Raw genomic sequence first — 13,335 nt, 5'->3', positions numbered from 1 at the left:
TAATAGAAATGAATGATTAGATAGGGGTATACAGATAAAAATAATGACCATTTGAATAGTTTTCTGTAACTTTACTATTCATATCCTTGGTTTTACAGTATTAATACCCATGTAATCAATGACTTACGTAGATTTCTTTTCTGATTTAGGTTTTGACTTCAATGTTGATTTGAAGCCAAAAGTTATTGATATTGAGAAAGAAGCTACTCTATCTCGAAAACTTAAAAATTCGATTTTTTTTTATAAAAGTCCAAATAACACCAATACCTCTTTTTATCTTGTTACTTCTTCGTTAGAAACAACAGAACTCGAACAGTTTAGAAAATATGTTTGGAATAAAAACGATGCAGATATAATTTTCTATTATCCTAATGAAGCTGATGAAGTAAGAATGTTGTATGCCAAATATTCCCCTAAAGTTTCAAATAACGACAGTGTTTTACAGGTCTTTTCAACTACCAAAAAAGATTTAGATACTATTGAAAAAATTAGACACTGGCAGTTTGATAGTGGAGTATTTTGGCTTAACTATCATTCGTTTATTGACAAAGCCAAATATAAAGGTATTGATAAAGAGTTAGTTTATACTTTAAAGGAGTTAAAAGATCAATTAAGCAAATTATTAATTAAATCAATTTATGATGACAATAAGAGAAATGAGGTTGTTCAGGCATTAATTGATAGAACGCTTTACATTAAGTATTTGGAAGACAATCACATTATTAACTCTTATTTTTTTAGTCATTATTTTAATAACGATGAACTTAATTACGAAAAATTATTAGAAAACAATTCTAATACGAACATCAACAAGCTATATAAAATCATTCACGAATTATTTAATAATGCACTATTTGACCAGCCAACCATAGATGATAAATATTTGACAAAGGAGGTACGTATACTGATAGCAAGCTCTTTTAATCACAACGTAATTTCAGGTCAATTAAGGTTGTTTGATTTTAGGTTTGATGTTTTACCTGTTGAGTTTATAAGTTACATTTACGAAGTGTTTTTGTCTGAAAAGCAGAAAGAAAATGGCATATACTATACTCCAAAGAAATTAGCACAGTTAATTGTAGATGATGTAATAAATGAAGATAAAATAGGTTCGATTTTAGATCCGTCGAGTGGTTCTGGAATGTTCCTGATTACAGGTTATCAAAGGCTTTTAGAAATATCACAAAGACAAAATTTAGAACCACAAGATAGTATTGAAAAGATAAAGTACAGAATACAACTTTTATCTGAAAATATATTTGGTGTTGAAAAAGAATTAACAGCCCAACGGTTCACGTTATTTTCTCTTTCACTTCAGATATTTAATGGGATTGATCCGAAAAAAGTAAAAGAATTTATAGCAAATGAACTAAAAGAGAACAAAAAAATCAACTTGTTTTCGGAATATTCATTTTTTCAGAATATAAAACACGCCAATACACTTAATACATCTGATAAACCTTTTGAAGACAAGGTGTTTTCTTATATAGTTGGAAATCCGCCATTTTTTGAAATATCAAATACAGAGGAGTTTCAAAATGAAATTTCTTTTTTAAATTCTTATCAGGTTGCTATTTCTGCTGATTCTAAAAAAGTTGCAAAGAACATCGTAGGCAAATCCCAAATATCTCAATGCTTTTTTTTGAAAATCAAAGATTGGAGTAAGGAGAATACAAGATTTGGATTTGTTTCAAACAGTTCTAATTTCTACAATGATTATTCGGAGGTTTTTCAAGAGTATTTTTATTCTCATTATGGAATTGAAAAAATTTATGAGCTGTCAAGGGTAAAGAAGATATTATTTGAAAAGGCGAAAGAGAGCGTTGTGGCTATTATTTTCACAAATAATCTTGAAGATAGTATAATTGATTATTATCCTGTGGATTTGGGGCTGTTTTCAGAAAAACCCTTTGAATTACTTATAATTCAGGAGGACAAAGCAATTGAAATTGCTCAAAGTGACCTTGTACACAGGGAAATAAGGTTGAGGGATTTTCTTGTAGGAAATGAATATGATAACCTATTAATAAAGAAACTCTCTAACTCAAACTCGTTACAGGAATATATACTAAAGAATGATGATTTCTTTCTTCATCGAGGTATTCAACTTGTCGGGTTTGAGGAGATGGAGAAAGAATTTGGTATAAAAAAAGAGAGATGGAAGTCATTAACACAAAAACAAAGAGATGATTATTATGTAGCGTTTAAAAGCCTGTATTCAAGCCAGGAACAAACCAATGATTTCCCTATTCCTTTTATCAAACCGAGTAATATTGAGAAATTTAAAACAAAATCCTATAGCTCCTATTTAGGAAGTGATATATCAATGTTTCACCGTCCAAGAAATAAAGAATTATATCTAGGCCAACGAATTGTTTGGAGTAGAATAGGCAAATCACTAAAGGCTGTTTATTTAGATAAATATATCTATTTTGATTTTGACTTATATGTTTTAAAATTAGAAAACGAAAGTTATTATCATTTAATTGTCGCTATTTTAAACAGTGACTTGATCAATTACTTTAGCAACATCCATTTAAAAAAGAGGATAGATAGTTCATTCCCTAAAATTGGAATGGATGACATAAAAAAAATACCCGTTCCTATAGATTTAGATAACGAGCTGGTAACAAAAGTTTCAGATTTAAGTAAGCATTTATCTGAGGGTAAGTATGAATATACAGAAAAGGAACCCCAACTAAATGAGCTGATTTTCGATTTATACGAGTTGTCATTTTGGGAAAAGCAAAGAATTAAAGATTATTTTCTTCCTAAATCAAGAATTGGAAGAAAGAAAAAGGCTTTGGATAGCTATAAAAATACTTTAAAAGAAATAGTGCGGTTTTACTTTGAAAGCCCTATAACCATAGATGAAGCTCCAGCGGGTTTCAATTTAATTGTGGTAAAAATTTCTTTTGATAACGGTTCTAACAGCCCAAAAGTTGCTAACACAAAGAATTATTTACTTAATGAGATTTTTGAGCAAAATCCTAATGCAAACTTTTTAGCGAGTCAGGAAAAAATATTTGGAAAGGACTGTGTATATATTATTAAAGAGGATATAAATAAAAACTGGACAGAAACAAAAGCCTTTGAAGATGGACATGATATTTTAAAACACTTAATACCTAATGAGAATGGAGAGAGAATACATTAGGATTAAGAAACCAGCTCCATTATCATTTGATACTCGCCAACTAAAGACGTTAGATGATGAGTTTTGGAAAAATTGGGTGTTTTATTATTTGCTTTACTTTTATAAAAACTATGATAGTGCTGAATTAAAGTTTAAAATTGAAGAAGAAAAGAAAAAGCAATATCCACGAACCGAAAGAGAAATCGCAAAATTTGTACGTCTCAAATTGAAAGCAAACAGAGATTTTGGTTTAAATTTTTCTGTAAAGGGAGAAGAAACAAATGATGAAAATGTGGAGGGTAATTATGATATTACCATTCATAATACATATTGGAAAAATCAGGATTTCTATTTTGAATGTAAAAATTTGGATGGCAGTAAAGATTTGGTAAATAAATATGTTTGCTACAATACTTATAAAAAAAAACCTAACAATGAAAACATCTTCGATGGTGGAGTTCTCCGCTATTTCAATGGAAAGTATGCTCAAAATCTAACCTTTGGCGGAATGATTGGTTTTATTATAGATGGCGACAGTAATAACATAAAAACTGCAATTCTGAAAAAGTTAAGTGATAAATTTCCTATTTCTCCGGAGGGCGATTTAATTAGTACGAAGGATAAGTCAATAGAAGAAAATCCATTTACTTTTGACAGCCTGCATTTACGTCTGAATACCGAATTTACAATACACCATTTGCTTTTTGATTTACTTCCCAAAAGTACCTAACGTTGGTAGATACTTTAAAAAACCTTTATAATATCCCTTTCATGGAAAAGGATTTTCCGTTCATGTTTGATATAAGGTATCAATCTGTCATCCCTGTACTGTTGCAAAGTTCGTTTGCTGATGTGTTGTCTAAAAAAACGGATGTCATCGGGCCATGGCTTCCGCTGATACTAGGCTAGGCATTCCAGAAATCAATGGGCAAAAAAAAATCCTGAGGTCATTGGGCCGTTTTGTTCCAGTAACTCCTTCCGGTTCCGAAGGTCATTGACCCACTTTCGATGATCATTTGCGCAGCATACCTACCTAGGTGAATGAGGGAAGAGGTGTGGAAGTTTATAATTTCTTTGGTATAAAAAAGCCCCCGATCTCTCGAGGGCCTCAAATTACTCACTGGAGGGTGGTATACAACTTATTCGCATTTACTTATTTCCAAATGAATATAGGTACAAAAGCCTTGAATCGCAATTATTGGAAAAGGAAATTTTTCTGGCTTTTTAAATTTGAAATCCCATATTTCTAAGTTTCTTAAGGCATCTCTCAATACCGTCATCATTGCCAACATTGATATAGTTGAGTGTTATATCTATTGTCGAAATTATTCCTCTTCCCTTTGCAATTCGGTCGTAGGGTAGCTTCTGCCAGGAATAGAAGCTTTTCAATTTAGCTTCACATCGTGACTTTAGCTCAATTAGCTGTTCCTGGGTATTCATAATCAGATGTTTATATTATTGACTTTTTTTATCTATAATATAAACATATATAATGACCTTCAAATTTCATGATAAAAAATTCTCCAACTGCTCCATTTTTCTCTTTCGATCTTAGATTAGACTATCCAAAGAGGTTCAACTTTTTAAAATTCGGTTCTAAGAATCATTTGAGTGACAATCTCCAATCTAAAAGAGTAGAAATCATAGGTTTGCGGCCAATTTAAAAATTGCATATAATTCAGACTTGAGAATTAAGAAGAACTACTATTCCTTGAAAGGATTGATTTTATAGATATAGACAGATTTTGTTCCGGCTGGATCTTCTCTTAATAAATAATTCTTTTTCACTAGCTGTTTTAGCGCATTGGATACTTGTTTACTTGTAAGCCTAGCATTAGGGAATAAAGTTAATATTTCTGAGACCGTCATGCCTTTTCTCATCTGGGGATGCTCTTTTAAGGTTTCGCTTAAAAGCTTTGGGATTGATTTATTTGATAAGAAATAGGCTTTGGTTGTTATGTTGTTCTTTTTAAATTTATCCAGGAAAGTGGGAGCCGCTCCTAATTTAGCATTTTCCTTCATAGTTAGTGAGTTATAGCTCACATCGTATAAAGTCAAAAAAGCTTGTATAGTGGAAGAGTTAGGAGAGATTTGGTTTTCTATTTTTTCCAACCTTCGAAGGTGATCTTCGGAAATCCTAGTAGCAGCATGAACGCCTGAAATGGTCAAATTGGCTTCTTGCCTCAATTTTTTGAGGTTTCTGGCGAGTCTCGAGGTGTCAATTTTATTTCTTCCATCTTTCATAAAACAAAGAGGAAGAAAAATTTGTCCTCATTTTTCGACATTTATGTTGTTTATTTGAGGACAAGTATTTATTTTAGCATTGTATTTCAGATGTTATTAAAATTAATTGGCATCTAGTCAGAGTCTTGTTGTAGAAACGTAGGAAATTTCTTGAAACGCAGGACTGAGAGTAGAAGCCCATCCACTATATTTGTGAATATAGAGGTGGGCTCACTCTTGGCATTGCGTTTCAGATTAAGGCTAGTTATAGTCTTAATCAGGTTCTCCTACGTACCTTACAACGTGTCGGGAGTAGCCCACCTCATTATTTTTTGAGGTCCTTCATTGACAAGACTCTTTCAGAAAAATTAGATTATGGAAGAGCGCTTCGTAAAATCCCACAGAATTAAATTAAACACTTCCGTTTTGGATGGTGTGGGACACTGCATTGCTTTTCTTGAAAAAAACAAAATTCTACACCTGCGCTTCGGCCTCTTGGAACAAGTCGAATGTCGCTGCCCCAGTTCCTTCTATCAAAATCCTAAAGTAACCAATAAGCAATTACAAAAGAATCTGATTAAGTCACCGGACTGAGCGAAGCGAACGCTTCGCGGTTTATTTGGCTTCGCCGGTTAAGGGTTAATGGTTAAAGGTTGGATCCAGACCTGAACTCTGAACCCTGAACAATTAACCGTTACCGGTTAACGGTTAAACTTCCGGTGGTGAATTCTTAACATTTGATCTTATGAAAAAAAAGAATGCATCAATTCTTCGGGGGAGAGGTATGCCTTTTTGGCTTCGCCGTTTATTGGCTTCGCCGCTTACGTAGCTACGCTGTTTATGGGCTGCGCCGCTTACGAGCTTCGCTGTTTATGGGCTTCGCCGCTTATATGGCTTCGCCGGTTAAGGGTTAACGGCTCACGGTTGGATCCAGGCCTGAACCCTGAACCCTGAACCCTGAACTAGAAACTTTAACCTTTCCCCGCAGGGGAAAAAGTAAACTTTAAACCACTTCAACTATGAAACAGATAAAGAAACTATTCGATGGCATCCTGTGGCTGCTGGTGGGGGATAGGGGGCTGGAGGTGGGGATGCTCAGTAAGGGGAAACCTAACTGCACCTATGTACCAGACCCCAAGCCGAAGCCCATGAGCCGGGAACAGCAGGAGGCAATATTGCTGTGCAAGGCGATAGGGGTGATATTGAAGGAGGAGGGGATGAGGAATCAGCTGGACGTTCGGGTAGAGGTGAGGCCTTTGAATAGGTATCCACCGGAGACGCAGTAGGTTTATGGGCTTCGCCGGTTACGGGGCATCGCCGTTTATGGTTTATTTGGCTTCGCCGCTTAAGGCTTAAGGTTTAATGGTTTAAGGTCCCGCTGGCATAATTGCCTTGGATGCCCAGCGGGGACTGATTATAGGATTAAGGAGAAATAATGGGGGTAATGTTTTACGTAGCTACATCCCCCTAACCCCTCCCGAACGCTTCCCTTACCGGGACTAGCGCTTCAAAGGGGGAATTATTCACGGTAAATATTAACGATTAATACGATGAAAAAAAGAATGATCTTTTTCTTCCTGGGACTGGTATGTCTAATGGGGAGAGTGGAAATAGTAGTAGGGCAGGAAGTTGCCGCTCACCCTGACAGCTCCGCCGAAAAGGTCGGCGGGGCGCCGGTGGTGGTCCATGGCGTGATAAGATCAGACCATGAACCCGACAATCCTGTTTTGAGCTTCTTTAAGACTTATACATATAAAAGCCGGTATGCGCCAGGAGTACAGACGGTGGAATTGCCTGTGATGGAGGGATCCATTTTGGAGGGCAGGGGAAGGAGAGAGCGCATATTCGAATATGTCCTGCCCGACATGGATAGCCTGGGATACCTGAGTGTGGGCTTGGGTAATGACCTTCCAATTATCGACAGGTTTATTGTACTGCCGGGGGATACCCTAATCCTTTACCTGGATTTACGATTTGGAGGGGTCTATTTCGAGGGGAATGCAGTGGAACGGATGGAGCTGCAGCAGCAGCTGGCATGGATGGATCGGACGGAAAAGGCTTTCCGCCAAGCCACCTTGGTGATTGATGACCACAGTAAGATAACCGAAGATCCAATGTATGTGGAAAGGTATAGGGATCTGGTCACCAGGAATGCCCCTAGGATGCTGTTTCTTCGTCCTGGTGAAGAGGAAACTGCCTACCTCATGCAGGATCTGCCCCATGCTGATGATCCTGCTTTGCTCAAGAAACTCGATTTCATCTCTCAGTCCGGTTTGGACGCAAACCTGAAGCGGCTCCTTTCGGACAATGTAAGATCAAATTATTATGCTGATTTCATTCACCGATTCAATGGCGCCTACAAATTGGCCGAGCTGAGGAAGGATACGGCCCAAACCAATCGGCTCCAGGATATCATGGAATCAGACTTAAAGGGAAAGATGGAGGCCATGTTGGGAGAGGAGTGGCATCCAGAAGCTTTTGGACCGGTTGACCTCTTCGGCAAATGGAGCATATTCCTACGACGTGCGGAGGGAATCAGCCAATTTGAAGCCCTAAGGCGAATCCACCCTCCGTGGTTCCGGGAAAAAGCCATGGTGGCCTATTTTTCCACTCGATATGAATATGTAGTCGAAGCAGGGGATCAGCTGGAGGCATATTTGGGGGAGGTTCAAGATCCCTATCTTAGGAGATACCTTTTTAATCTGCTTAGCTTAAAACAGGAAGGTGGAAGCCTGCAGCATTTTGATTTTGTGGATGAGCATGGAGAAAAATTTGATCTGGACCGGCTCAAGGGCAAGGTGACCCTTTTGGATTTTTACATTACCGGTTGCAGGGCCTGTTTGGGGTTTTTCGAAAAGACCATCAAGCCCCTTCAGGAGGCTTACGGTGATAGGGATGACTTTCAGATTTTGGCTATTTCGGCAGACAAGTCGGAAGCTATGTGGCGGGAGAGTGTAGCCTTGGAGCGCTACAGTACCCCAGATATGATCAACCTCCATTCTGAAGGGAAGGCAAAGGGGCATCCATTCTTTGTGCATTACAATATTTCTGGTTTTCCAAGGAAGATGATACTCGACAGGGAGGGGAGGATCTATCAATTCTCTGGAATTCCGTACAGCTACCCGGAGATCAGTAAGGTGATCGAAAGCGCCTTGAATAAAAACGGCACTCCCAGTGCCGGCCAGTGATAAAATTTACAACCAATCCAACCAAATTTATGAAAAAATCTATACTGATGGGGTTTTGCTGTGCTGCTATGTACCTGGCACCAGCCCCGGCCATTGCCCAAGAACGCATGACCGCCAGGATCATTGCGGTAGAAGACAGCCTTCCCCTGCCCGGAGCGGTAGTGAAGGTCAAAGGTACTTCCCAGATAACCGTCAGTGACGGGGAGGGAAAGTTTAGGATCAACTTGGATCCGGGAAGCTATCGGCTACAGTTCAGTATGCTGGGCTATGTTGCCCAGGAAGTAGATATCCGTATCCCCTTTGAGGGAATCCCCTTGTTTGTGCTGGAGCAGGAGAGTTACGGTCTGGAGACCGTGGAGGTATTGAGTACGGGGTACCAACAGCTTCCGAAGGAGCGGGCCACGGGTTCTTTTGTTCATGTGGATCAGGAGCTAGTGGACCGTAGGGTGAGTACCGGTATTTTGGAAAGGCTGGAAGATGTGACCAGTGGTCTGATTTTCAACCAAAGGGGAGGGCCTAATGACCAGATAAACATAAGGGGGAGAAGTACCTTGTTTGCCAATAGCCAACCCCTGATCATCGTGGACAATTTTCCCTATGATGGGGATATCCAGAATATCAACCCCAACGATGTGGAAAGCATTACGGTGCTCAGGGATGCGGCGGCAGCGTCCATCTGGGGAGCTCAGGCTGGTAACGGAGTGATAGTCATCACTACCAAGAGCGGCAAGAAGGGGCAGCAGCCCCGTGTCAGTATCAATGCAAACAGTACTTTCGGTGAACGTCCGGAGGCCTTTTATATACCGGTGATGAGTTCTGCCGATGTCATTGGAATGGAAAGAGAGCTTTTTGGACGGAACTATTACAACAATCAGCTTAACAACATCAATCGGCCGCCGCTGACACCGGGTGTGGAGGCTCTTTTTGAAAACCGAGACGGGCTGCTTAATGATCAAGAGCTGGAGTCTAGACTTGGCCAGCTGGCAGCACATGATGTGCGGTCGGATTTTGACCGTTACTTCCATAGGCCAAGCCATTTGCAGCAGTATTCCGCCAATGTGCGTGGGGGAAGTGAAAACCATTCCTACTTATTTTCTGTGGGCTATGACCAGAATCGGGAAAATCTGGTGGGTAATGAGAACAGCAGAGTTTCCCTTCAGGCCAGGAATGACTGGAGGCTGTGGAATGGGCGTTTGAACATCCAGTCTACGGTTTATTATACCCAAACAACCTCCAACAGGAGTAATGATGGGATTGGGCAGGTGTATTTCAATAGTGCCAACCCCACCTATGCCTATGCTATGATGAGTGATGCCGCTGGCAATCCCCTGCCTTTGGTGCGGGATTACAGGAGGAGTTTTGTGACCCAGGCGGAGCGGGATGGCTTACTCAATTGGGAATATTTTCCTTTGGAGGAAATACACCGGAATCCACAGCAAAACAGGGGGGATGATCTGCGGATAAATACCGGATTGTCCTATAAGGTGTTACCTGATCTGACGGCAGAAGTTCAGTATCAATATTGGACAAACAGGAGTTCGGCCGAGCAGCATTTTGAATATGAAAGTTATTTTACCAGAAACCTGATCAACCAATATACCCAGGTGGACCCACAGGGAAACCTATCATTTCCCATACCGAGAACGGGTATACTGGATGTTGGAAATCAGATTGCGCAGACACACAATGTGAGAGGCAACTTGCGGTACCACAAGATAATTGGCTCGAGGCATGAATTTAACGCTTTGGCGGGTATAGAATTGAAGGATTATCAGCTTCAGGGCAATACCAATAGACTGTATGGCTATAATCCCAATCTTGCAGCCTCTGTTCCGATGGATTTTCTGACCCGGTTGCCCATGTATTATAATAATGGGTCGTTGATGGCGGTGCCATTCAGGGGAGGGTTGTCCGATTTGGTCGATAGGTTTTATTCTTACTATGCGAATGCTGCCTATAATTACGACAAACGGTTTGACTTAACGGTGAGTGCCCGAAGGGATCAGTCCAACCTCTTTGGAGTGGATGCCAACCAACGTGCGGTACCTTTATACTCTGCTGGTGCAGGCTGGCTGATCAGTAATGAGGGTTTTTACAACTGGGAAGGGATGCCTTATCTAAAACTGCGTTCTTCCTTTGGTTTTAATGGTAATGTCGACAAATCCCTGGCGGCGGAGACTACGGCTTTGTATTTGGCCGGTGGTGGTGCTTCCATCAATCCAGGTATGCCCTATGGACGTATAATGAATCCACCAAACCCAGAATTGAGGTGGGAGCGAATAAGGATTGTGAATATGGGGATTGACTTTGAGTCCAGAACAGGCAGATTAAGCGGAAACCTGGAATATTACTGGAAGGATGGTTTGGATCTCATAGGTGATGCCATGATGCCTCCCTCCTCTGGTGTCACGCAGTTTAGGGGCAATACCGCCCAAACCAAAACTGAAGGATTGGACTTGGTACTCAATTCGCGCAATCTGCAAGGGAGAATTAAATGGAATTCCACTTTGCTTCTGAGCACCAATCGGGAAATTGTAGACGAATACCTTTTGGACCCTCCGGTCAACAATATATTGGCTAATGGGGAGGGAGTTTCCGGATTAGTAGCACCGGTGGAGGGGAGACCGCTGTTTTCCATATTCAGTTACCGATGGGCCGGCTTGGATCCCGACAATGGGAATCCTAGAGGTTACCTCAATGGGGAGGTTAGTGACAACTTCGTGGGGATAGTCAATAATAGCAGAGTGGAAGATCTGATTTATCATGGTTCTGCGAGACCGACGGTATTTGGCGCATTGAGAAACGATTTGAGTTACGGCGGATTCACCCTTTCTGTCAACATCAGTTATCGTTTGGGATATTTTTATAGAAGAGAATCTGTGTTGTTCAATCCAATATTGACTGGGGCAAGAGGTCATGGGGATTTTGCTCAGCGTTGGCAGCAACCGGGGGATGAGTTGATTACCAACGTACCGTCTTTGCCTGCAGGCGCCAATGTCAATCGCGATAATTTATACAGGTTTTCAGAAATGCTGGTTGAGCGAGGAGATCATATTCGCCTACAGGATATTAACCTCACCTACGATTTTCCGGTAGGGAGGATGAATTTACAATTCAGCAGGCTTCAGGCATATATTTATGCCAATAATCTTGGGATTTTATGGAAGGCAAGTGATGATCCCCTGGATCCGGACTTTAGGACCATGCGCCCATTGAGGAGTGTATCTGCTGGTGTAAGACTGGACTTCTAAAATTGCCTTTGCCCCGACCCACCGCTTTCTTCATAAGGTTTAGTAGCACGGTAAAAGGTGGGCGGGGCATTTTGGAAGTTCACAGTTCACAGTTCAACAAAATATTCAACTGTTAACCGTTAACCGTTAACCCTTAACAAGTAACATTTACTATAATGAAAAAACATATAAACTTTATAATGACCGTCCTGTCTGTCGGAGTGCTGATGGGATGTGAGGGTTTTTTGGATGAGAGGCCTGATAAAACCAGGCTTATCCCAGACTCTATAGCTGACCTTCAGGCCTTGCTGGATAATGAAGAGGAAATGAACAGGGTTCCTGCCATTGGAATATTGAGTTCCGATGATATGGTAATGAATGATATTGGGTATAATAATTTTAGAAACCCTACTACCCTTAATGGATACATTTGGAATGCTGACATTTTTGAAGGTACCCCTTCGGTGGATTGGAATATTCCATACAGGGCTATTTTTATAGCCAATGTTGTCTTGGAGAAGGTAACTGAATTTGAGGAGCATGAAAGGTATTCGCAGGAGGAATTGGCACCATTGAAAGGAATGGCCTTGTTTTTCAGAGCGCAAAATCATTTTCAATTGGCGCAAATATTTGCCAAGGCATATGACCCTAGTACGGCTTCATCAACATTGGGTGTACCCTTAAGAGTAAACACCAACATTTCTGCCTTTGAGCAACGAGCCTCCTTGGAGAAGGTATATGAGCATGTAGTGGCTGATTTGATAGAAGCCCAAGGGCTTCTGCCTGAATGGCAGGCTGTGAAAACAAGGCCGTCCCGTAAGGCTGTTGAGGCTTTGTTGGCAAGGATATACTTGACAATGCAGAATTACGTGCAAGCGGAAGCCTATGCCGACCTAGTACTCGGCTCTTCAGCTTATCAGCTGATGGATTATGCTCAGCTAAATCCTACGGTTAACCATCCCTTTCCTCCTTATAACTCAGAGGTTATTTGGCATTCGAGACAGGTCAATATTGATTTTAATGTAGCCAACCCCAATACCTTTATCCATCCGGAAATTTTCGAAGCTTATGATGATAGGGATTTAAGAAAAAGCCTGTATAGTACCCAAAGGGCGGACGGATTTAATTTTAGGGGGAGTTATACCGGTACATTTTGGTTTTTTGGAGGGATAGGTCTTGACGAGGTTTATTTTATTGGAGCCGAGGCTAAATATAGAAACGCGAAAACCGAAGAAGCGATGGACCTTATGGATGAGATAATGGTAAACAGGTTTGAAGTAGGAGCTCATGAGTCGGTCTCGGGTGATATGGAAGATGGATTGGCATGGATCCTGAAAGAAAAGCGTAAGTCTTTGATTTTTAGAGGGACTAACTGGATGGATCTAAGGAGGTTAAATCTGGATCCTTCCACAGCACGTAGGCTTAGCAGAACGGTAAATGAAAAAGGGTATATTTTAGAACCCAATAGCAATAGGTATGTTTTTCCCATTCCTCAGAATGAGCTGAACTTGAATCCAATGGAGCAAAATATTAGAGATTAATAGGAGGGGCGTTTGCC

7 protein-coding genes are annotated in these 13,335 nt (G+C 40.4%); 6 read left to right on the top strand and 1 reads right to left on the bottom strand.

Going from position 1 to position 13,335, the window contains the following annotated elements:
- Window positions 1–118 precede the first annotated feature (118 nt).
- On the top strand, window positions 119–3,157 hold the full coding sequence (locus FPL27_RS11960; protein ID WP_143961312.1) for a TaqI-like C-terminal specificity domain-containing protein: 3,039 nt from the start codon (window positions 119–121) through the stop codon (window positions 3,155–3,157).
- Window positions 3,138–3,866 carry a hypothetical protein gene (locus tag FPL27_RS11955; protein ID WP_143961311.1) on the top strand — a complete coding sequence of 243 codons (729 nt, stop codon included), beginning with the start codon at window positions 3,138–3,140 and terminating at the stop codon, window positions 3,864–3,866. The genes FPL27_RS11960 and FPL27_RS11955 overlap by 20 nt, the downstream gene beginning before the upstream one ends.
- Window positions 3,867–4,840: 974 nt before the next feature.
- On the opposite strand, the gene FPL27_RS11945 is transcribed toward FPL27_RS11955, so the two are convergent.
- On the bottom strand, window positions 4,841–5,248 hold the full coding sequence (locus tag FPL27_RS11945) for a hypothetical protein (protein WP_394348504.1): 408 nt from the start codon (window positions 5,246–5,248) through the stop codon (window positions 4,841–4,843).
- A 1,130-nt stretch (window positions 5,249–6,378) separates the two neighbouring features.
- Here FPL27_RS11945 and FPL27_RS11940 point away from each other — a divergent pair.
- The 4 genes from FPL27_RS11940 (at window position 6,379) to FPL27_RS11925 (ending at window position 13,318) form a co-directional block, all read left to right on the top strand.
- A complete protein-coding gene (locus FPL27_RS11940) occupies window positions 6,379–6,645 on the top strand; it encodes a hypothetical protein (protein ID WP_143961309.1) in 267 nt (88 codons plus the stop codon).
- Between the two features lie 264 nt (window positions 6,646–6,909).
- Window positions 6,910–8,547 (top strand): TlpA family protein disulfide reductase, encoded by a 1,638-nt coding sequence (locus FPL27_RS11935; protein WP_143961308.1) that lies wholly within the window; start codon window positions 6,910–6,912, stop codon window positions 8,545–8,547.
- Between the two features lie 29 nt (window positions 8,548–8,576).
- A complete protein-coding gene (locus tag FPL27_RS11930) occupies window positions 8,577–11,798 on the top strand; it encodes a SusC/RagA family TonB-linked outer membrane protein (protein ID WP_143961307.1) in 3,222 nt (1,073 codons plus the stop codon).
- Between the two features lie 155 nt (window positions 11,799–11,953).
- Window positions 11,954–13,318 carry a RagB/SusD family nutrient uptake outer membrane protein gene (locus tag FPL27_RS11925; protein ID WP_143961306.1) on the top strand — a complete coding sequence of 455 codons (1,365 nt, stop codon included), beginning with the start codon at window positions 11,954–11,956 and terminating at the stop codon, window positions 13,316–13,318.
- The last annotated feature ends 17 nt before the right edge of the window (window positions 13,319–13,335 follow it).

The sequence above is a fragment of the Litoribacter populi genome (genome assembly GCF_007483685.1).
GTDB lineage: Bacteria > Bacteroidota > Bacteroidia > Cytophagales > Cyclobacteriaceae > Litoribacter > Litoribacter populi.
Note: the sequence above shows the minus strand (reverse complement) of the source record. Positions and strands in the feature narration are given on the sequence as shown.

Bases quoted from the DNA above. Each gene is read 5' to 3' on its own strand.
- FPL27_RS11960 (WP_143961312.1), top strand. From the start codon at position 119: ATGACTTACGTAGATTTCTTTTCTGATTTAGGTTTTGACTTCAATGTT.
- FPL27_RS11955 (WP_143961311.1), top strand. From the start codon at position 3,138: ATGGAGAGAGAATACATTAGGATTAAGAAACCAGCTCCATTATCATTT.
- FPL27_RS11940 (WP_143961309.1), top strand. From the start codon at position 6,379: ATGAAACAGATAAAGAAACTATTCGATGGCATCCTGTGGCTGCTGGTG.
- FPL27_RS11935 (WP_143961308.1), top strand. From the start codon at position 6,910: ATGAAAAAAAGAATGATCTTTTTCTTCCTGGGACTGGTATGTCTAATG.
- FPL27_RS11930 (WP_143961307.1), top strand. From the start codon at position 8,577: ATGAAAAAATCTATACTGATGGGGTTTTGCTGTGCTGCTATGTACCTG.
- FPL27_RS11925 (WP_143961306.1), top strand. From the start codon at position 11,954: ATGAAAAAACATATAAACTTTATAATGACCGTCCTGTCTGTCGGAGTG.